This is a genomic window from Actinomadura sp. ATCC 39365 (assembly GCF_054392275.1).
In genome coordinates, this window is the sequence record NZ_CP184335.1 from 5014187 (window position 1) to 5034167 (window position 19981).

Sequence of the window (19981 nt, forward strand, 5' to 3'; positions counted from 1 at the left end):
GGTCGTCCTCCGGCTCTCATTCCAGCGGCGGCGCGGTCAGCGGCGAGCGGGGGTCGCGCTCGCGCGGCACCTCGCGCGCGGTCGGGCCCTGCCCGGTCACCGCGGCCGTCGGGCTGTGCGTGGACTGGCCGTCCACGGCCAGGCCGGCGGGCACCGGGAGCAGCGTGCGCGGCCCGTCGGCGGCCCGCAGGTCGGGCGGGAAGGGCGCGGCCGCCTCGATGAGGCCGGCGTAGGCGGGCAGCGAGCGCGGGGCGTCCACCGCGACCGCCGCCACGCACCGGCCCTGGCGGCCGAAACAGGCCACGAAACGGCGCTCGGCCACCGAGCCCTGCGTGACCACCACCTCGTCGGCGATCGTCGGCAGTCCGACGGACTTGATGCTGACGCCGAACTGGTAGGACCAGAACGCCGGCAGCCCCCGGTGCGGGCGCGGCCGGTCGGCGACCATGTTGTGCGCGGCGGTGGCCGCCTGGCGCACCGCGTTGTCCCAGTGCTCCACGGCCAGCAGCAGGCCGTCGTAGTGCGGGTGCGGCCAGCGCGCCACGTCGCCGGCCACGAACACGTCGGAGGTGACGATCGCGTCGGCGTCGAAGGCCCGGCAGGCGGCGTCGCACACCACCCCGCGCGCGTCGGCCGCCAGGCCCGACCCGGCCAGCCACTCGGTGTTGCGGACGGCCCCGAGCGCCACCACCGCGACCTCGACCGGCAGCACGTCGCCGTCGGACAGGTGCGCCGCGCGCAGCCGGCCCTCCGCGTCGCCCTCCAGCGCCATCACCGTGGTGTTCACCCGCAGGTCCACGCCGTGCTCGCGGTGCAGCCGGGCGGCCACGCTGCCGGCCGCCGCGCCAAGGGCGCCGGCCAGCGGGGCGGGGCCGCGTTCCGCGACCGTCACGGCCAGGCCCATCTCGCGGCACACGGAGGCGATCTCCGAGCCGGTGAACCCGCCGCCGATGACCAGCACCCGGCTCGGCCCGGCGGCGAGCGCGGCCCGCAGGCTCGCCGCGTCGTCGCGTCCGCGCAGGGTGAACACGCCGGTCAGGGCCGCCTCGGCGGGCTCGGGCCAGGGGCGCGCGCGGGTGCCGGTGGCGATCAGCACCCGGTCGAAGCCGATCTCGCGCCCGCCGGCCAGGCGTACCTGCCGGGTGTGCAGGTCCAGGCCGGTGGCGGGCTCGCCGAGCAGCCGGCGCGCCCGCAGGTCCCGAGCCGTGACGAGCGCGGTGTCCGCAGGTGCGGCCCGTCCGGCCAGCACCTGCTTGGACAGCGGCGGCCGGTCGTAGGGCTCGTACGGCTCGTCGCCGATCAGGGTCAGCTCCCCGGTGAAGCCCTCGGCCCGCAGCGTCTCGGCGGCCCGCAGTCCGGCCAGCGAGGCGCCCACGATCACCGCGCTACGCATGGTCGTCCGGCGAGCAGGTGATCGCCTGCACCGGGCAGGCCGCGGCGGCCTCGCGCACCTGCTCGCGCAGCGCGTCGGCCGGGGCGTAGTCGTACTCGAGGGACTCGGCGCCGTGGAACCGGAAGACCGCCGGCGCCGCGAACACGCACTGGCCGTAGCTCAGGCAGCGGTTCAGATCGACGAGCACTCTCATGTCCGCCACGTTACGAACGGCTGCTCCAGCCACGGTCCAACCTGATCCCAAGTTTTCCTGATTTGCGAAACCTAGGACTCCTAGGATAAAACCTAGGAAGGTTAGGTTTCCTGCTGCGGAGGTGGATCATGATGGCTCGGGCCGGTCTGACGGCGGACCGCGTGACGGAGGCGGCCGGGGAGCTGGCCGACGAGGCCGGGTTCGACAACCTGACGGTCTCGGCCCTGGCGCGCCGCTTCGGCGTCGCGGACGCCAGCCTCTACTCCCACGTCAGGAACCTCCAGGACCTGCGCGTCCGGGTGGCGTTGCGCGCCGCCCGCATCCAGGCCGACGCCCTGACCGCGGCGGTGGCCGGCAAGGCGGGCAAGGACGCGCTGGCCGCCTTCGCCGCCGCCTACCGCGACTTCGCGCTCGCCCACCCGGGCCTGTACGAGGCCACCCAGCTCCGGCTCGACCCCGAGATCGTCGCCGGGTGCGCCGACGTCCAGCGCATCTTCACCACCACCAACGCGGTCGTGGCCGCGTACGGGCTGCCCGAGCCGGCCCACACCGACGCCATCCGGCTGCTGCGCAGCACCTTCCACGGCTTCACCAACCTGGAGGCCCGCGGCGGCTTCCAGGCGGCCCGCGACGTCCGCAGCTCGTGGGACTCGATCATCGACGCGCTCGACAGCGCACTGAGACATTGGCAGGTTTCCCCATGACCGGTACGACCGCGACCCGGCCCGGCCTCGACCGGCGGCTGCTGACGGTCGCCGGCGTGCTCACCCTGGGCGCGTTCACCGCGCTGCTCGACGGCACGATCGTCGGCGTCGCCACGCACACCCTGGCCCGCGCGTTCTCCACCGACCTGGCGGCCACCCAATGGGTGACGACCGCCTACCTGCTCGCCCTGGCCGCGGTCATCCCGGCGACCGGGTGGGCGGCCCAGCGGTTCGGCGCCGGCACGGCCTGGACCGCCTCGCTCGCCGTGTTCCTGGCCGGCTCGATCCTGTGCGGGTCGGCCTGGTCGCTCGGCAGCCTCGTCGCCTTCCGCGTCGTGCAGGGGGCCGGGGCGGGCATGCTCTTCCCGCTCAGCCGGATCATCGTCGTCGAGCTGGCCGGGCGCGAGCGGCTCGGCCGGATGATGGCGCTGATGGCCGTGCCCGCCGTGCTCGCGCCCGTCCTCGGGCCGGTCGTCGGCGGCGTGCTGCTGGAGACGCTGTCGTGGCGGTGGGTGTTCCTGGTCAACGTCCCGTTCGTGGCGGCGGGCGTCGTCCTGTCGGCTCTGTACGTCCGCACCGCCCGGCCCGGCGGCCCGGCCGAACGCCTCGACGTGGCCGGCCTGCTCGGTGTGAGCGGCGGCCTGACCCTGCTGCTGCACGGGCTGAGCGGGGCCGGTGAGCCCGTGGCCGCGCTGACCGCGGCCGCCGGCGCGCTGCTGCTGGCCGTCTGCCTGTGGCGGGCCGCCCGCACCTCCGGGCCGCGGATCGTCGAGCCCGGCCTGTTCCGCGACCGGGCCTTCGCCGCCTCTGCCGCGCTGGCCTTCCTGGCCAACTTCTCCCTGTTCGCCGCCGTGTTCCTGGTGCCGCTGTTCGTCCAGACGGCCGAGGGGGCGGGCGCGCTCGGCGCCGGGCTGGTGCTCGCGCCGCAGGGGCTCGGCATGCTCGTCGCGGTGCTGGCCGCCGGCCGGCTGATCGACCTCCACGGCAACCCGCGCCGGATCGTCGTCACGGGCCTGGTCCTGCTGGCGGCCGGCACGCTGCCGTTCGCGCTGGCCGATCCCGGCGCGGGCACGGCGCTGCTGCCGGTGGCGCTGTTCGTCCGCGGGGTGGGGGCCGCGCTCGCGGTCTCGCCCACCATGATCACCCTCTACCACTCGCTGCCGCCGGCCAAGGTGCCCGCCGCGACCACCGCCAACGCCATCGGCCAGCAGGTCGGCGCGGCGGCCGGCACCGCCTGCGTGGCCGTGCTGCTCCAGCACGGCGGCTACCGTCCCGCCTTCTGGGTCACGCTGGCCGCCGTCGCGCTCTGCCTCCTGCCCGCCCTGTTCCTCCCGTCCTCGAAAGCAGGCACGTCATGAACCCCGTCACCGAGAACGAGATCCGCTCGTCCTTCGTCAACTGCTCCAGGGGCGAGGCCCGCCGGCTCGCCGTCCCGCGCGGGCTGCCCGAGCTGCCCTGGCCCGACCTCGACTTCCTGGGCTGGCGCGATCCGGGGGCGCCCGAGCGGGCGTACCTGGTGGCCGAACGCGGCGGCGCGCCGGTCGGCGTCGCGCTGCGGCTCGGCCAGGAGGTGCGCAGGAGCTTCACCAAGAGCACGCTCTGCTCGGTCTGCGTGACCCCGCACGCCGGGACCGGCGTCGCGCTGTTCACCGCGCCCCGGGTCGGCGCGGCGGGGCGGCAGGGCAACACGGTGGGCGCCTACATGTGCGCCGACCTGGCCTGCTCCCTGTACGTCCGGGGGCGCAAGGAGACCGAGCTGGGCGTCCGGTTCGAGTCGCTGAGCGTGGCCGAACGCGCCGCCAGGACCACGGTCAACCTGGACGCCTTCCTCGACAAGATCCTCGACGACACCCTGGCGTGATCAGGGTCTGATCGTCTGGAGGGGGCGGCGTCCAGCTCGCGCCGCAGGGCGGGAAGGGCCACCCGCGGCGCCGGCCGGTCCGTCGGCGCCGCCGGGACGCATGGTCGCCGTCCCGGGCGCCCGACGCCGGCGCGGAACGTCGCCCTTGACTTGGACCCCGGCGGACGCCGCCCGGTTCCCTTCTTCGGGAACCCGGCGGCGGGACGCCTGCCCCCGGACGGCCCGTGAACTGTCGGTCCTGCCTGGGACACTCCCCGGATGCTGATACTGGAACTGTTGCGGCCGACGTTGCGTGCCGCCTGGGGGCCCGACACCTGCGACACCGCCGCGCGGGAGGAGTGGCGGGCCGACAACCCGGCCAGGGGGCAGTGCGGGATCACCGCGCTGGTGGTCCAGGACCTGCTCGGAGGAGACCTGATCCTGGCCGAGGTGCACGCCGACGGCGTCAAGGTCGGCCACCACTACTGGAACGTGCTGCCCGGCGGCATTGAGATCGACTTCACCTCCGACCAGTTCCACCCCGGTGAGGTCATCGTGAATCCGCAGCTCCAGCAGCGTCCCCCGGACGCGCCGCGCCGGTGCCGCGAGGAGTACGAGCTGCTGCGCCACCGCGTCGTCACCGCGCTGTCCGGGCCGCCCGCCCGAGGCGTCATGTGACGCCATGATGACGTCATTGTGGATTGCGATGGCGTCACTTCGCGTGTCATGATGGCGTCATGGACCTTGCCCCGTATGTCGATCAACTCCGGCGCGAGCTCATGCTCGCCGCCGGCACGGGCGGCGAGGAGGCCCGTGCGCTGGCCGAACGCTTCGCCGCCACTCTGGAGTCGGCCGCCCGGCTCGCCCTGCTGGAGGCCCTGTCGGCCGCCGCGGACGAGATCACCCAGGACCTCGCGCCCGGCTCGGTCGAGGTGCGCCTGCGCGGGCGCGACCCCGCCTTCGTCGTGACGTCACCGCCCGCCGCCCACTCGTTCCCGGAACAGGACGAACCGCCCGCGAGCGCCGGGCCGGGCGACCGGCCACCCGCGCCGCCGACCCCGCCGCCGGCCCCCGAGGCCGACGAGGGCGGCACGTCCCGGATCTCACTCCGAGTGCCCGAGGCGCTCAAGCCGCGCATCGAGGAGGCGGCCGCGCGCGACGGGCTGTCCGTCAACGCCTGGCTGGTCCGCGCCGTCTCCGCGGCGCTCGACCCCGGCGACGCCACCCGCCGCGCCACCCGGCGCCCGGCCCCGCAGACCGGCAACCGCTACAGCGGCTGGGTGCGCTGATGACCATGACGACCGATGACAGGGAGATCGGAATGCCGGCCTTCGACACGTCCAGCCCCATCGTCGCCGTCCTCGACCTGGCGACCGCCGCCGTCCGCGTCGTCGCGGGCGACCGCGCCGAGACCGTGGTCGAGGTCCGCCCGAGCGACGAGCACAACGACGCCGACGTGCAGGCAGCCCGGCACGTCCAGGTCCATTACGCCGACGGCAGGCTCACGGTGAGCGCCGACAAGGAACAGGGCGCGCCGGCGCTCGGCTGGGGGCTCTCGCTCGGCAAGCTGGTCGAGTCGCCCGCCGACTGGGCGCGTTCGCTGCTGCTCGGCACGGGCTCGGTGGAGGTGACGATCGAGCTGCCGGCCGGCTCCCGCCTCGACGCCAGGACGTCCGGCGCCCTGTCGTGCCGCGGGCCGCTCGGCGACGTCACGGCGACCACCACGTACGGCGACATCCGCGTCGAGGAAGCCGGCCGGCTGCGCCTGAAGAGCACCCACGGCACCGTCTCCGTCACGCGTGCCCGCGGGCACGCCGAGATCACCACGAACCACGGCGACATCCGCGTCGGCGAGATCGACGGCACCGCCGCGGTCAAGACCGCCCACGGCGACGTGCGCCTCGGCGAGGTCACCGGCGAGCTGCGGCTCAACAGCGCCCACGGCGACATCACCGTGGAGCGCCCGCTGGCCGGCGTCGTCGCCAAGACCGCCTACGCCGGTGTGGAGATCCACGAGGCGGCGTCCGGCACGGTCGTCATGGAGACCACCGGCGGCGGCCTGGACGTCGGCGTCCCCGAGGGCACCTCCGCCTGGCTCGACGTCAGCTCCCGGTACGGCACCGTGAACGTCGCCCTCGTCCCCGGCGACGACCCCGGCGACGCGGCGCGGACCGTCGAGATCCACGCCCACACCACCCACGGCGACATCGACATCCACCGTTCCTGACGACCGAGGAGACCGACATGCCAGACGCGATCGTGGTCGAGGGGCTGACCAAGAGGTACGGCGACGTGGCCGCCCTCGACGGCGTCGACCTGACCGTCCCGGAGGGGACGGTGTTAGGACTGCTGGGCCCCAACGGCGCCGGCAAGACCACCACGGTGAGGATCCTCACCACACTCCTGCGACCGGACGCCGGCCACGCCACGGTGGCCGGGTTCGACGTCGTCCGCGACGCCCACCGGCTGCGTGCCCACATCGGCGCGTCCGGCCAGTACGCCGCCGTGGACGACCACCTCACCGGCGCCGAGAACCTGGAGATGGTCGGCCGCCTCTACCACCTGGGCGCCCGGCGCAGCCGCGAGCGCGCCCGCGAGCTGCTGGACCGCTTCGACCTCGCCGACGCCGCCGACCGCCCGGTGCGCGGCTGGTCCGGCGGCATGCGGCGCCGCCTCGACCTGGCCGGCGCGCTGGTCGCCGACCCGCCCGTGCTGTTCCTGGACGAGCCCACCACCGGCCTCGACCCCCGCGCCAGGATCGCCCTGTGGGACGTCATCGCCGAGCTCGTCCGGGAGGGCACCACCGTCCTGCTGACCACCCAGTACCTGGAGGAGGCCGACCGGCTCGCCGACCGCATCGCGGTGGTCGACCACGGGCGGGTGATCGCCCGCGGCACGGCCGAGGAGCTGAAGGACCAGGTCGGCGGCGACCGCATCCAGCTCTCGATGACCAGCGCGGCGAGCCTGGAGAGCGCCGCCCGCGCCCTGGCGCCGCTGGCCCTGGGGGAGGTGCGGATCGACGCCGCCGCCCTGCGCATGACGATCCCGGTGACCGGCGGCGCGGTCGCGCTGACCCAGGCGCTCGGCCACCTGGCCGCCGAGCGGATCGCCGTACGCGACGCCGGGCTGCGCCGGCCCACCCTCGACGACGTGTTCCTCAGCCTCACCGGACGCCAGGCCGACGAGAAGAGCAGGGAGACCGCCCGATGAACGCCTTCCAGCTGGCCGCCGCCGACGGCCTGACCATCGCCAGGCGCAACGCGCTCAAGATCCGCAGAGCCCCCGACCTGCTGGGCGGCGTGATCATGCTGCCCATCGTGTTCGTGGTGCTGTTCACCTACGTCTTCGGCAGCATGATCGAGCTGCCCGGCATGTCCTACGGCGAGTACCTGCTGCCCGGGATCTTCGTCATGACGATCGTCACCAGCGCGCAGATCACCGGCTACACGCTCACCCAGGACCTGCAGAAGGGCATCTTCGACCGCTTCCGCACCCTGCCGATGTCCCCCACGGCGGTGCTCACCGGCCAGACCGTCAGCGACGTGATCATGAACGTCACCAGTATCGCCACCATGGCGCTCGTCGGCCTGCTGGTCGGCTGGCGGGTCCACAGCTCGCCGGCGGAGGCGGCACTCGGGTTCGCGATGCTGCTGCTGTTCTCCTACGCCTTCTCCTGGGTGACGGCCACGGTCGCGCTGGCCCTGCGCACGCCCGAGGTGTTCAACAACCTCGCCACCATCACGTCGTTGCCGCTGGTGTTCCTGTCCAACGCGTTCGCCGACAGCACGCGGCTGCCCGGCCCGCTGCGGCCGATCGCCGAGTGGAATCCGGTCTCCACGCTCGTCCAGGCCGCGCGTGAGCTGTTCGGCAACACCAGCGCCGCCCTGCCCCAGCCCGCCGCCTGGCCGCTGCGGCACGCCGTGCCGGTGTCGCTGCTGTGGTCCGTGCTGCTCCTGGCCGTGTTCGTGCCGCTGGCCACGCGGCTGTACAAGAGGGCCGTCAGCCGATGAGCACCGTCTCGGGCGCGGACCGCGAGCGCGCGGTCGAGCTGGTCCAGCAGGCGTACGCGGACGGCCGGCTCGACCCCGACGAGTTGGAGCAGCGGCTCGAACTGGCGCTCACCGCCACCTCCGCCCGCGAGCTGGAGCCGATCGTCGCCGACCTGCCGGACGAGGTGGTCCGGCTGACCTCCACCGGCGGCGCCGTCACCCGGACCGGCGACTGGGCGGTCCCGCGCCGCCTGTGCGTCGACTCCAGGTACGGCCAGGTGCGGCTCGACCTGTCGCGGGCCCACGTGCCGTACGCGCGCATCGACATCGAGCTGCTGCTGGCCTACGGCAGCGCGACGATCGTCCTGCCCGCGGGCGCCACCGCGAACGCCGACGGGGTGCGGTCCGAGTGGGGGCGGGTGAGCTGCAAGGTCCCCGGCCGCCCCCGCCCCGGCCAGCCGCACGTCCAGGTGACCGGCGACCTCCCCTACGGCCGCCTGGTCATCCGCCCGGCCCGCCGATGACCCCGCGCCCGTCGAGCCCCCGCCCGTGCTGGGCACGGGCGGGCGCTCGGGCGGCGCCGGCTCAGCCGTAGAAGCCGGCCGGGCAGAGCTTCACGCCGGGGATCGCCTGGTAGTCGCCGCCGTAGGAGACGGCGGTCGCCGGGATCCAGCCCCACCCGCCGTGGAGCCTGCTGGTGTCGCCCTGGGTGTAGAGCCAGTAGTTGTTCCGGCCGCCGCCGTACTCGGGGTTCTCGCCGCTCCTGCGCTGGCAGACCATCCAGTTGTCGCCCGGGAACAGCACCCCCGTCGTCTCGGCGCCGGGCAGCGCGGCCTGGTCGAGCACGGCGGTCTGGATCCAGGTCGGGCAGGTGCTGGTGGAGAACGTACGGCCCTTGTAGTCCGTCACCGTCGGACCGCCCCAGCAGGACGCCTGCCGCGCCTCGGCGGGCGGGGCGAACGCCAGGGACGCGACCAGGACGGCGCCGGCGGCGAGCGCGCAGCGAAGGTTCACGGCGGTTCCTCTCACGGGAATCTGGGGTTGGTACCGGTGCACCACGGCACGCCGGGGATGGCCTGGTAGTCGCCGCCGTAGGAGACGGACGTCGCGGGGATCCAGCCCCACCCGTTGAACTCGTGCTCCTGGGTGTCGCCCTGGGTGTAGAGCCAGATGTTGTTGCGGCCGCCGCCGAGCTGGTCGTTCTCGTCCCCCTTGCGCTGGCAGACCACCCAGTTGTCGCCGGGGAACAGGTAGCCGGTCGTCTCGCCGTTGCGCGCGGGGATCTCCCGCACGCGGGTCTGCGTCCAGGTCGGGCAGACCCTGGTGGCGTACGTCTTGCCGTTCGGGATGGTGACCGTGGGGCCGCCCCAGCAGGACGCGGCGCGCGCGGTGGCCCCGGACGGCGCGCCGAGACAGCCCAGCGCGAGCACGGCGGCGCCGAGCGGGATGAAGACACGACGGGTCATGCGTGATCCTCTCCATGAGATGTGGGTCAGGTCCGGGACCAAGTTCAGCCCGGATCGGCGCCGCGGGTCACCCTGTTCCTGGCCGGGCCGGAACACGCAGGTCGGAGGCCGTCAATCCGATGATGATCGTGCTGCCAGCCGGCCGGGTGACGATGCCGGCATGACCAGGGGAACCTTGAGGATCATCTTCACCGGAGAGGACCTGGCCCGGGTGCGCATCGCCTCTCGCATCGACGAGCTGTGGGAGATGGCGATGAGCCTGCACGTGCTGCAGAGACCCGGCGGGGGCGACGACATGGCGGCCTGGCGGCGGCGGGCGCGCGCCGACCTGGCCGGATCGGGACTGCTGCGGCCGGTGCGCGAGACGCTGGCCCCGCTGATGCCGATCAAGGCCTACTTCCCGGACTTCCTGACCCCGTACGAGGCCCAGTCGGGGCTGACGACCGGCGTCGAGGCGCTGGCCGACACCCCGGCCCTCCGCGTGCGGCACGAGATCGACCAGCTCCGCCGGCACGTCACCCTGCCCGCCGGCCTCGACGGCCTGGCCCGCGGGCACCGGCGGGCCGTCCGCCACGTGGCCCGCCTGGCGGGCCGCTACTGCCAGGTCACCTTCGCCCCCTGCCGCGCCGCGATGGAAGGCGCGCTGGGCCGCGAACGCGCCAGGCTCACCCGTCTGCTCACCGACCAGGGCGTGGACGCCATGCTCTCCGCCCTCACGCCGAGCACCCGCTGGCGGTCACCCGTCCTGGAGATCGACTACGCCCCCGGCCGGTACGAGATCCACCTCCGCGGTCGCGGCCTGACGCTGATCCCGTCCTACTTCTGCCGGTTCACCCCGGTGGCGCTGGCCGATCCCACGTTGCCTCCCGTGCTGCTCTTCCCGGCTCCGCGCCGCGCCCCGGAACCGGGTCCCGGCGACCCGCTGCCCGACCTCCTCGGCGCGAACCGGGCCCGCGTCCTGCGCTGCGTCGCCGCCACCACCGGCTGCACCACCAGCGAGCTGGCCCGCCGTACCGGCACGTCGTTGTCGTCGGCCAGCGCCCATGCCCAGGTGCTGCACCGGGCCGGCCTGATCGCCAGCACCCGGCACGCCAACATGGTCATCCACCAGGTCACCCGCCTCGGCGCCGGCCTGCTCGGGACCGGAACCCCGTCCTGACGCAGGCGGGCGATCGGTGACCGAAGGGCTGGGGGGCGGCGCGGCCGGTCCGCGCCGTCCCCGGGTTCCGGCCGGCTACAGCAGGACGGCCAGGGTCGCGGCGGCGGTCGTGCCACCGGTGACGGCGCCGGCGACGGTCTGGGCCGCGGTGTGGTGCGAGACCCGGGTCCGGGCCCACGCGATCACCACGACCAGGGCCGTCCCGCACACCGCCACGGGCACCGGAGGCAGGACGTGGGCCAGCACGACCGCCGTGCCCGCCGCCACCCCGGTGTGGAAGCTGATCTTCCACGCCAGCGTGACGGCTCCCAGCGTCACCACCCAGGCCAGCATCACCGCCGCGCACGCCAGCACGAGCCGCGGCGCGCCCGCGAGCACCAGCACGGCCAGCCCAACCACCACCGCGACCAGACCGACCAGCATCGGGCCCCGGCGCGAGGCGCGTTCGACCAGATGGATCGAGTCCAGACGGCCGCGCCGGACCCCGGCCGCGATCACCGCCGCCGGGACGCCCGCGCACATCGCCGCCGCCAGCAGGCCCCACGCCAGTCCCGGCCCGCCGAGCCCGGCCGCGCCGGTCACCGGTGGCATCGCGACCGCGACGTACTGCGGCGCGAACACCTCCGTGATCGCACGGGCGACGGCCCCGCCCCTGCCCGTGGCGTGACCGTTCTGCCGAGATTGGTCGCCCATGTCGCCCTTCTCGTCCATTTCTGGATTTGTGGGCATCGTAGGGGAGGGGACGGCCGGGCCTGCTACCGGTTCAGGTGGCGGTGGAGGAAGTCGAGCTGGAGGAGGAGCATGCCCTCGAAGACGTCCTCGTCCGAGGTGGGGGCGTGGGAGGCGCCGGACAGCGGCAGCACCTCGTGCGGGCGTCCCGCGGCCAGCAGCGCGGACGACAGGCGCAGCGTGCCCGCCGGGAACACGTTGCCGTCGGACAGGCCGTGGATGAGCTGCAGGGGCCGGGCCAGGGTGTGCGCCTCGACCAGGGTCGAGCAGGCGTCGTAGCGTTCGGGGTGGCGGTCCGGGTGGCCGAGGAAACGTTCCCGCCAGTGGGTGTCGTACAGGCGCTGCTCGCTGGTGCCGGCGCCGGCGACGGCGGCGTGGAAGACGTCGGGACGGCGCAGCACCGCCATGACGGCCAGCGTGCCCGCGAACGACCAGCCGCGCATCGCGACCCGGCGCAGGTCCAGCTCCGGGTGCCGGGCGGCGACCGCGTGCAGGGCGGCCACCTGGTCCTCCAGCACGGGGCCGAACATGTCGCCGTGCACCTCGCGCTCCCAGCCGGGTCCTCGGCCCGGCGTGCCGGCCCCGTCGGTGACCAGGACGGCGAAGCCCTGCTCGGCGAACCACTGCGAGACGAACATCATCGCCGCCTGCTCGTCGGTGACCCGGCGCCCGGCCGGCCCGGCGTACGGGTCCAGCAGGACCGGCAGCGCCGGGTCACCGGGACGGTGCCAGGAGGGCAGGTGCAGGTGGCTGCGCAGTTCGCGGCCGGTGGTGACGAGCGACAGCCGGCGCAGCGCCAGCACCGGCCGCTCCGCCACCGACGCCACCTCGACCCCGCCGCGCGTCGACGGGGACGCCGCCCCGGCCGGCGCACGTTCCACGCGGACGCGCTCGCCCGGGTGTTCGGCGGTGCGGATGACGTGGACGAGGGTGCCCGCGCGCCGGATGCCGCCGTGCACCCCCGGTGCGACGCTGAGCCGGTGGGCGCCCGCCTCTGGGGTGTGCAGCCACAGGTGGGTCTGCGCGGGGTCGTCGGAGGCGGTGAAGAGCACGCCCTCGCCGTCCACGCCGAGAACCGCCTCCAGGTGCAGGCCGGGCGGCGTGACCGGGACGCCGCCGACGGTGAGCCGCCGCGTGCCGTCCAGGTCGGCGTGGGCGACCAGGCGGCCGGAACCCGTACGGGCGGGCGTGCCCGGGACGAGCTGCACCCAGTACGGATCGTGCTGCTCGGCCAGCAGCCGCGTGCGGCCGGAGTCCGGGTCGGCGGCCAGCACCCGGACCGTCCGCTGGTCCCTGCTCTGCACCGAGAGGTACGGGCCGTGGGCGTCCCAGCCGGCGGCCGTCACATACTCGAAGGCGGCCCGGTCCCAGGCGACCTCGACGCGCCCGCCGTCCTCCCCGCCGTCCACCCCGCCGTCCACCCCGGCGATCCAGAGGGTGACGTCGGCGTTGGCGGTGCCGGCCGCCGGGTAGCGCACGGCCCGGGGCGGACGCGCGGGCTCGGCGGGGTCGCCCACGTGCCAGAGCGCGACGCGGGCCTCGTCCACCCGGGCCGTCAGCAGGCGGGCGCCGTCGGGGGACCACCAGTAGCCGCGGGAGCGGCCCATCGAGGCGGACGCGGCGTACTCGGCGACGCCGAACCGCACGTCCGGTCCGTCGGGCTCGGCCACGGCGCGGTCGCCGGCGCCGTCCGCGCCGATCACCCGCAGCGCGCCGCCGGAGAGGTAGGCGACCAGCCGCCCGGCCGGGTCGGGCCGCGGGTCGCGGGCCGTGCCGAGCGCCGGGAGCGTACGGGCCGCGCCGGTCGGGACGTCCACCGCCCACAGCGCGCCCGCCAGGGTGAACACCGCCAGGCCGGCCGCGTCGTCCGTGGCGTAGGAGCCGATCCCCTGGGTGCCGCCGCCGGTCAGCGCGGCGGGGTCGGCGAGCAGCCGCTCCTCGCCGGAGGCGGCGTCCAGGGCCCAGAGGCAGGTGACCGGGTCGTCGCCGGCGCGGCTGCGCAGGAACAACACGATTGAGCCGTCCGCCGAGACGGTGAAGGCCGAGGGGGCGCCCAGGGTGAACCGCCGGGTGCGGGCGAACTGCCTGGGCAGGCTGATCTTGTTGTCGTCGTCGTGGTGCGGCATGCGTGCCTGGTTCCTCTCACTGCGGTCCGGCTTTCTGGCACGACAAAAAGCGCACACCGTAGTGGTGTGCGCTTCGTCTGTGTCGTGTGATCGGCGGGATCTCTCGCGCGGCTCCCGCGGGCCGCCTCGTGCTCGCCGGGACGATCTCCGCGGCCGAGCTCCCGGATATTTTACTACATGATCATCCGCATGGCGGCGGGCGCGTGACCGGGGGAGATCCCCGGTGGCCGCCCGCGTCGGGCCTGATCGGCTCTGGTACTGTGACGGTTCTCTGGCCGAGATCGTCCGTAGGAGGTGAGACCCATTCCCGCTTCGTCAGGCTGGGGCTCCCTTCCGGCACTCGTCCGGCCCGCCGGGGTCGGGTGACCGCGGGGAGCGCCCATCGGCATCCCGAAAGGCTCCCCATGTCCCCCTCTTCGACCCCCATGTCCGCCGTCGTCGCCCGGCTGCGCGCCGCCGGCTGCGTCTTCGCCGAGGACGAGGCCGAGCTGCTGGTCTCCACCGCCCGTACCCCCGCCGAGCTGGCCGCGATGGTCGAGCGGCGGGCCGGCGGTCTGCCTCTTGAGCACGTCCTGGGCTGGGCGCGGTTCTGCGGTCTGCGCATCGCCGTCGAGCCCGGCGTGTTCGTGCCGCGTCCGCGCACCGAGTTCCTCATCCGTCAGGCCGTCGCGCTGGCCCGCCGGGCCGGCCGTCCGCCCGTCGTCCTCGACCTGTGCTGCGGCTCGGGCGCGATGGGCGCCGCGGTCACGGCGGCGCTGGGGGAGGAGACCGAGGTGCACGCGGCCGACCTCGACCCCGCCGCCGTGCGCTGCGCCCGGCTCAACCTGCCCGGCGGCCACGTCCACCAGGGCGACCTGTACGACGCCCTGCCCGGCTCGCTACGCGGCCGCGTCGGCATCCTGATCGCCAGCCCGCCCTACGTGCCCACCGAGTCGGTCGGCCTGCTGCCGCCCGAGGCCCGCCTGCACGAGCCGCTGACGGCGCTCGACGGCGGCGGCGACGGGCTCGACGTGGTGCGGCGGGTGATCGCGGGGGCGTCCGGCTGGCTCGCGCCGGGCGGGCACCTGCTGGTGGAGACCAGCGAACGCCAGGCCGCGGCCACCGTCCGGGCCGCCGTGGCCGCGGGGCTCCCGGCGCGGGCCACGCTCTCGGCGGAACTGGACGCCACCGCCGTCATCGCCACCCGCCCCGCCTGAGGCTCACCGCACCGGCTGCGTCCGGAGGGCGGGCAGCGCGGTGCCCGGCGCGCCGGAGCGTCGCCGGGCACCGCCCGCGTCCTTCCTACGGACGCTGCGGACGGCTGGGGTTGGCGGTGGTCCCCGTCGTGGTCCCTGTCGTGGTGCCGGTGGTCCCGGTGGTACCTGTGGTGCCTGTGGGACGGGTGGTCATGTGCTCAGCCGTCCCCACCGGGTTGCGGCCCTTGCGCAGGCCCGCGAGTCCCAGCAGTCCGAGCAGCCCCAGCAGGCCCCACAGCCCGCCGTTGCCGCCGCCCTCGTCGTATCTGGTCTCGGTCGGTTGCGGGCTCGGCGTCGCCTGGCTCTGGACGACGGGCGTGTCCGCCACAGCGGTGGCGGCCGGGGCCAGCGCCAAGCAGAATGCCATCCCCAGGCCGGTGAGCGTCTTGCGCATGTGGGTTCCCCCGGATCCGGCGGCCCTCAAGGCGGAGAGCCGCCTGTCGCGCCTCCCGGGCAACGGCCCGGAAGGTTCCCCCGAAATGGAGCGAGAACTCCATACTCGCTGGTAGACATACCCTCACCCGCGAAAACAATCCGCACAAACCAGGACATACCGCCATAGTTGGGGCGGCGGGCGTCAGGCGATGGCCGCCAGGAGGCCGGTCAGCGCGTCGGCCTGCGCCAGCCCGCTGGCCGCGGCGATCTCGTCCAGGGTCTGCGCCGGGCGCACCTCGCTCAGCCGGACGTCGCCGTCCGCCGTGACGGTGAAGCCGTGCACCGCCGGATAGGGCAGGCTGTTGTAGGCCCACGGGGTGGAGAAGTAGTAGGCGCCGGTGTCGTGCAGCACGACGATGTCGCCCTCGGCCAGCTCCGGCAGCTCCCTGGCGTGCGCGACCACGTCACCGGCGAAGCAGCACGGGCCCGCGACGTCCTGGGCGAGCAGGGGGCCGTCCTTGGGGTCGCCCGCCGGGCCGTACGCGCCGACCCGCAGCGGCCAGGCGTCCGGCATGAGCACCGTGCGGGTGGCGACCTGCGCGCCCGCGTGGGTGATCGCCACCCGCCGCCCGCCCGCGTCCTTGGTGTACTCCACCAGCGCCGCGACGAAGCCGTTCTTGGCCAGCAGCGACCGGCCGAACTCGGTGACCAGCGCGTACCGGCCGTCGAACAGCCCGGGGACGGCCGCGCGCAGGGTGGCGACGTAGTCGGCGTAGGTGGGGGCCACCTCGTCGCCGTCGAAGTTCACCGGCAGGCCGCCGCCGATGTCGATGCTGGTGATCTGCCGGACCCCGAGCGTCGCGTTGATCTCCTCGGCCAGCCGGTAGGTCTCGGCGATGCCCGCCGCGATCAGCTCCAGCGGGCAGCCCTGGGAGCCGACGTGCGCGTGCAGCCGGGTCAGCCAGGGCCGTTCGGCGAAGGCGCGGACGACGGCCTCGCGGGCCCCGGGTCGCGCAGCGCGACGCCGAACTTGGAGGTGGCGGTCGCGGTGCTCATCGCGCCGATCGTGCCGGTGCCGACCTGCGGGTTCACCCGCAGTCCCAGCACCGAGGAGGAGTCCGGCGCGCGCAGCTCGTCGATGCGGCGCAGCTCGTCCAGGCTGTCGGCGTTGACCGCGATGCCAAGCGAGAGGGCCTGGCGCAGCTCCTCGCGGGTCTTGGCGGGGGAGTCGAAGACGATCGTGCCCGGCGCGAACCCGGCGTCCAGCGCGATCCGCAGCTCGCCGGGGCTGGCGACCTCGCACCCCATGCCCGAGGCGGCGAGCAGCCGCAGGACGGGGATCAGGGACGCGGCTTTGGCGGCGAAGGTGTGCAGCACGTCCGGAACCTCGCCGAACGCCTCGTGCAACGCCCTGACCGAGTCCCGCACGCCGGCGGTGTCGACGAAGCCGGCGACCGGCTCGCCGGGGCCGAGCGCACCGGCGCGTACGGCGTGGCGCAGCACGTGGGCGGCGCGTTCGGCGGTGGTGCCGCGGGCAGGGGCGGGCGCGAGCGTGGCACTGCTCTGGATCACGTCCAAGGCTCCTGGATGCATCGGGAAAGAGGGAGTTTCGGAGGGGGGCCAGACGAGATTCGGCCATGACCGCAGGCCAAGTCTTCAGCCGGGTGGACAAAGCCCGCCTACGGCTTTGTCCACCCGGCCAAGGAAAATCCGGAGCCCCAGGTCAGGCGGCCAGGCGGACGGCGAGGGTGAGCAGCAGCCGGGTGTCGGGGTCGTCGAGGTCGACGCCGAAGCGCTCGCGGACCCGGCGCAGCCGGTAGCGCAGGGTGTTCGGGTGCAGGACCAGCCGGCGGGCGGCGCGGCCGACGTCCCCGGCGGCGTCGAGGTAGGCGGCGATCGAGCGCACCAGCTCGCCGCCCGCCGCCAGGTCGGCGTGGACCAGGTCGTACACCGGGCCGCTGCCGCGTTCCCACACCGGGCGGACGGCGTCCAGGACGCGCAGCACGTCCAGGGCGGGGCCGAGGTCGGCCGCCAGGGCGTGGCGGGGGCCCGCGTCGCGGGCGCGCAGGACCCGTACGACCAGGTCGGCCTCCTCCCGAGAGCCCGCCGCGACCAGCGGCGAGGCGGCCACCGACCCCGCCCCCACCAGCACCGCGGCGGCGCCCGGCGTCGAGGCGGCCAGCCCGTCCAGCTCGCGGGCCAGCCCGAGCACGTCCCGCTCGTCGCCGCCGCGCACCGGCACCAGGGCCAGCACCCGCCCGGTCTCCCGCAGCACCCGCACCCCGGTCCGGTAGGAGGCGGCGTGCAGCGCGAGCACCTCCAGCACCCGCTCACCGGCCGGGCCCCGGGCCGCCGCGCCCTCGCCCGCCGCGTCGGGGCCGGTCTCGGCGATCACCACGGCGCAGCGCAGGTCGGGCGGCAGGCCCAGCGTCCAGGCGTGGGTGCTCATGTCGCCCTCGCCGCCCAGCAGCCCGCGCAGCGCGTGCTCCTCGCGCAGCCGCGCGCCGCTCTCCCGCAGCCGGTGCTGCACCAGGTACGGCACCGCCACCTCCGCGGCCCGGCTCAGCGCGCTGGCCGCGTTGGGCGACAGGCGGCGGCCGTCGGCGGCGGCCCAGATCGAGCCCAGCATCTCCCGCCCGCTCCGGATGGCGATGATCAGCCGCTCCGGGGTGTCGCCGTCGGCGGGCCGGTGGATCACCTCGCCGGAGGACCACAGGGTGCGCAGCAGGCCGCTGCGCCGCAGCTCGTCCACCCGCCAGTCGGGTACCCGGCCGCCCAGGATGGTGGAGCGGCGCAGTTCGTCGGCCTCCGGCCCGGTGGCCGAGTGCGCCAGCACGCGGAACTGGGTGTCCTCGATGGTGATCGAGCCGCCGGTGAACTCGGCGACCACCGACGCCAGCGCGGCCAGCCCGCCGCCCGCCGTGGCCTCGGCCATCCGGTCGCCGCGTCCCGCCTCGCCGTAGGCGGCGGCCGAGCGCAGCAGGGTCGCCACGTCGTCCCAGTCGGCCCATTCGGCACGGGCCAGCAGGGCGATGCCGACCTGCTCGGCCGCGTCGAGCGCGTCGTCGGCCAGGTCCTCGCCCGCCCGCACGACCACCGCCGCGGCGCCGCGCCGCGCCGCCTCGCGGATGGAGGCGGTGGCCGCGCCGGTGGAGTGGAACAGCCCGGCCGCGAGCACAATCCGGCCGGCGTACGAGCGGGCGGGCCCCTCGTCGCCGATGATCATCCCGGACACGTGCACGTCCTGCCCCGACGGCGCGAGCAGCAGCCGCAGGACGCCGCCCTCGTCGAAGGCGAGCAGCTCGCGGAGGGTGATCTGCCCCCGTTTGTTCATGACGGGGAGCATACGCAGGTCACGACGCCTGGCAGGCTGGGGGCCATGCGATTCGGCATACGCCAGTTCGAGCTGGCCCTGATGCACCGCATGCGCGACCTCAACCCGCGACGCGTGGAACAGGCGCTGGCCGACCTGGACGCCTCCCGCGCCGAGCTGCGCGCCGCGCACACCCACTGGACCCGGCTGGCCCACTCCCCGGCGGCGCCCAAGGGCCGGGCCGCGCTGCGGATGGCGCTCGGCCCGCCCGCGTACACGGGCGCGACCCCGTTCGGCAGCCTGACCTGCGACGTGGCCCGCTGGCGGCTGCCGTCCTGGCCGGAGCTGGAGTTCGAGGCGCTGACCGGCCCCGGCGGCGAGCTGTGGAACCTGTGGTTCGTGCGGCCCGGCGGCGACCGGCGGCTGTCGGCCGCCGACCTGACCCCGTGGGGATGCGTCGTGGCCGACGTCGGCGCGAGCTTCCCGGTGAGCTTCCAGGGCGAGGGGTCGGCCCCGCACCACTGGGCGGTCGACTTCGCCTGCGAGGGCACGCCCCGCCGTGCGCTGTTCGTGTACGGCCTCTTCCAGCGCCTGGCCTGACGCCCCGGTGCGCCTCCCGTGCCACCCGGCCCCCGCCTTCGTGTCGGGTGGCACGTTCCAGAGGCGGCCGGAGGTCAGGCGGTGACGAAGTCGGCGACCACCATCGTGGCGTCGTCCTTGGGCGCCGCGGCGGCCACCTCGTCGTACAGCCGGTCCAGGCAGGCGGCCGGGGACGGGCCGACGGCGAGCAGCTCGGTCAGCCGGTGCTCGCCCAGCGCCTTGAGCACGCCGTCGGTGACCACCGCCACGCGGTCACCCGGCCGCAGCGGCACGGTGCCGACCTCGGGGTTCAGCGTGGAGGCCAGCCCGATCCCGCGCAGCAGCGGGCCGTCGTCGAAGGAGTGCGACGTGGTGAGCCGGCGCGGCTTGCCGCCCTTGGCGCAGTGCCAGATCGCGCCGTTGCCCACGTGGACGAACCGCAGGCACGGCGTCTCCCCGGGGACGAGCACCAGCAGGTCCATCGTCGTGACCAGCGCCGGCCTGGACGGCGTGCGCAACGCGGCCCGCCGCACGGCCCGGTGGGCGGACTGGGCGCACTCGTCCATGTCCTCCTCCCGCCGGGCGGAGTGCTGCGGGCGGGCGGCGACCACGGCGCCCAGGGCCAGCGCGGCCGCCGTGTGCGCGACCTCCGTGCCGCCCTGCCCGTCGGCCAGCGCGATCAGCCGCTCCTGGACGACGTAGGCGTCGGAGGGGTGGCCGTGCGAGCCGTCGTACGTGCCGCCCGCGGTCACCAGCCGGGGCCGCGTCGCCGGCATGCCGGGCGGCCAGTCCCCCCGGCGGCCGCGGACCGCCATCACCGAGAGGCAGCCGAGCAGAATCGAGATCGAGAAAACAGTCATGATCGTCCCTCCCGTCGCGC

23 protein-coding genes are annotated in these 19981 nt (G+C 75.1%); 12 read left to right on the forward strand and 11 right to left on the reverse strand.

What is annotated here, in order from left to right:
• Positions 1-16: 16 nt before the first annotated feature.
• Both ACNF49_RS24670 and ACNF49_RS24675 read right to left on the reverse strand, forming a co-directional pair.
• Complete coding sequence (locus tag ACNF49_RS24670; RefSeq protein ID WP_357981446.1) at positions 17-1393, reverse strand: NAD(P)/FAD-dependent oxidoreductase; 1377 nt, start codon at positions 1391-1393, stop codon at positions 17-19.
• Positions 1386-1586, reverse strand: a complete 201-nt coding sequence (locus tag ACNF49_RS24675) for a ferredoxin (RefSeq protein ID WP_352355003.1) — start codon at positions 1584-1586, stop codon at positions 1386-1388. Before ACNF49_RS24675 ends, ACNF49_RS24670 begins: the two co-directional genes overlap by 8 nt.
• Before the next feature lie 131 nt (positions 1587-1717).
• Between ACNF49_RS24675 and ACNF49_RS24680 the strand changes: the two genes are divergently transcribed.
• From ACNF49_RS24680 to ACNF49_RS24720, 9 genes are all read left to right on the forward strand, one after another.
• Entirely contained in the window at positions 1718-2290 is a 573-nt protein-coding gene (locus ACNF49_RS24680; RefSeq protein WP_357981746.1) for a TetR/AcrR family transcriptional regulator, read from the forward strand.
• Entirely contained in the window at positions 2287-3648 is a 1362-nt protein-coding gene (locus ACNF49_RS24685; RefSeq protein WP_482945121.1) for a DHA2 family efflux MFS transporter permease subunit, read from the forward strand. The genes ACNF49_RS24680 and ACNF49_RS24685 overlap by 4 nt, the downstream gene beginning before the upstream one ends.
• Positions 3645-4151 (forward strand): FBP domain-containing protein, encoded by a 507-nt coding sequence (locus tag ACNF49_RS24690; RefSeq protein WP_482945122.1) that lies wholly within the window; start codon positions 3645-3647, stop codon positions 4149-4151. Before ACNF49_RS24685 ends, ACNF49_RS24690 begins: the two co-directional genes overlap by 4 nt.
• 258 nt (positions 4152-4409) lie before the next feature.
• Positions 4410-4808, forward strand: a complete 399-nt coding sequence (locus ACNF49_RS24695) for a YunG family protein (protein ID WP_482945123.1) — start codon at positions 4410-4412, stop codon at positions 4806-4808.
• 59 nt (positions 4809-4867) lie between these two features.
• Complete coding sequence (locus ACNF49_RS24700; protein WP_482945124.1) at positions 4868-5419, forward strand: toxin-antitoxin system HicB family antitoxin; 552 nt, start codon at positions 4868-4870, stop codon at positions 5417-5419.
• Positions 5420-5424: 5 nt separating this feature from the next.
• Positions 5425-6357: a DUF4097 family beta strand repeat-containing protein gene (locus ACNF49_RS24705; protein WP_482945125.1), complete on the forward strand. Its 933-nt coding sequence runs from the start codon at positions 5425-5427 to the stop codon at positions 6355-6357.
• Positions 6358-6374: 17 nt separating this feature from the next.
• Positions 6375-7340: an ATP-binding cassette domain-containing protein gene (locus tag ACNF49_RS24710; RefSeq protein ID WP_482945126.1), complete on the forward strand. Its 966-nt coding sequence runs from the start codon at positions 6375-6377 to the stop codon at positions 7338-7340.
• Positions 7337-8140: an ABC transporter permease gene (locus tag ACNF49_RS24715; RefSeq protein WP_482945127.1), complete on the forward strand. Its 804-nt coding sequence runs from the start codon at positions 7337-7339 to the stop codon at positions 8138-8140. Before ACNF49_RS24710 ends, ACNF49_RS24715 begins: the two co-directional genes overlap by 4 nt.
• The gene (locus tag ACNF49_RS24720; protein WP_482945128.1) at positions 8137-8643 is read left to right on the forward strand and encodes a DUF1707 SHOCT-like domain-containing protein; all 507 of its coding nucleotides are present in this window, start codon (positions 8137-8139) and stop codon (positions 8641-8643) included. Before ACNF49_RS24715 ends, ACNF49_RS24720 begins: the two co-directional genes overlap by 4 nt.
• 61 nt (positions 8644-8704) lie before the next feature.
• Here the strand turns inward: ACNF49_RS24720 and ACNF49_RS24725 are convergent, their stop codons facing one another.
• A complete protein-coding gene (locus ACNF49_RS24725; protein WP_482945129.1) occupies positions 8705-9133 on the reverse strand; it encodes a hypothetical protein in 429 nt (142 codons plus the stop codon).
• Positions 9134-9144: 11 nt separating this feature from the next.
• Complete coding sequence (locus ACNF49_RS24730; protein WP_357981415.1) at positions 9145-9585, reverse strand: hypothetical protein; 441 nt, start codon at positions 9583-9585, stop codon at positions 9145-9147.
• Positions 9586-9745: 160 nt separating this feature from the next.
• Between ACNF49_RS24730 and ACNF49_RS24735 the strand changes: the two genes are divergently transcribed.
• Positions 9746-10744, forward strand: a complete 999-nt coding sequence (locus tag ACNF49_RS24735) for an ArsR/SmtB family transcription factor (RefSeq protein WP_482945130.1) — start codon at positions 9746-9748, stop codon at positions 10742-10744.
• A gap of 75 nt (positions 10745-10819) precedes the next feature.
• On the opposite strand, the gene ACNF49_RS24740 is transcribed toward ACNF49_RS24735, so the two are convergent.
• Both ACNF49_RS24740 and ACNF49_RS24745 read right to left on the reverse strand, forming a co-directional pair.
• Complete coding sequence (locus tag ACNF49_RS24740; RefSeq protein WP_482945131.1) at positions 10820-11437, reverse strand: hypothetical protein; 618 nt, start codon at positions 11435-11437, stop codon at positions 10820-10822.
• Positions 11438-11499: 62 nt separating this feature from the next.
• A complete protein-coding gene (locus ACNF49_RS24745; RefSeq protein ID WP_482945132.1) occupies positions 11500-13599 on the reverse strand; it encodes a S9 family peptidase in 2100 nt (699 codons plus the stop codon).
• 404 nt (positions 13600-14003) lie between these two features.
• Between ACNF49_RS24745 and ACNF49_RS24750 the strand changes: the two genes are divergently transcribed.
• On the forward strand, positions 14004-14795 hold the full coding sequence (locus tag ACNF49_RS24750) for a putative protein N(5)-glutamine methyltransferase (protein WP_482945133.1): 792 nt from the start codon (positions 14004-14006) through the stop codon (positions 14793-14795).
• A gap of 85 nt (positions 14796-14880) precedes the next feature.
• Here ACNF49_RS24750 and ACNF49_RS24755 read toward each other — a convergent pair whose 3' ends face one another.
• The 4 genes from ACNF49_RS24755 to ACNF49_RS24770 all read right to left on the reverse strand — a co-directional run bounded on the left by ACNF49_RS24755 (position 14881) and on the right by ACNF49_RS24770 (position 18543).
• Positions 14881-15228 (reverse strand): WGxxGxxG family protein, encoded by a 348-nt coding sequence (locus ACNF49_RS24755; protein ID WP_357981400.1) that lies wholly within the window; start codon positions 15226-15228, stop codon positions 14881-14883.
• A 183-nt stretch (positions 15229-15411) separates the two neighbouring features.
• Positions 15412-16170 (reverse strand): type III PLP-dependent enzyme domain-containing protein, encoded by a 759-nt coding sequence (locus tag ACNF49_RS24760; RefSeq protein WP_482945581.1) that lies wholly within the window; start codon positions 16168-16170, stop codon positions 15412-15414.
• A complete protein-coding gene (locus ACNF49_RS24765) occupies positions 16167-16781 on the reverse strand; it encodes a type III PLP-dependent enzyme domain-containing protein (RefSeq protein ID WP_482945135.1) in 615 nt (204 codons plus the stop codon). The genes ACNF49_RS24760 and ACNF49_RS24765 overlap by 4 nt, the downstream gene beginning before the upstream one ends.
• Positions 16782-16932: 151 nt before the next feature.
• Complete coding sequence (locus ACNF49_RS24770; protein WP_357981394.1) at positions 16933-18543, reverse strand: PucR family transcriptional regulator; 1611 nt, start codon at positions 18541-18543, stop codon at positions 16933-16935.
• 45 nt (positions 18544-18588) lie between these two features.
• Here ACNF49_RS24770 and ACNF49_RS24775 point away from each other — a divergent pair, with 45 nt between their 5' ends.
• On the forward strand, positions 18589-19122 hold the full coding sequence (locus tag ACNF49_RS24775; RefSeq protein ID WP_482945136.1) for a hypothetical protein: 534 nt from the start codon (positions 18589-18591) through the stop codon (positions 19120-19122).
• Positions 19123-19196: 74 nt separating this feature from the next.
• On the opposite strand, the gene ACNF49_RS24780 is transcribed toward ACNF49_RS24775, so the two are convergent.
• A complete protein-coding gene (locus tag ACNF49_RS24780) occupies positions 19197-19961 on the reverse strand; it encodes a PP2C family protein-serine/threonine phosphatase (RefSeq protein ID WP_357981388.1) in 765 nt (254 codons plus the stop codon).
• Positions 19962-19981 lie beyond the last annotated feature (20 nt).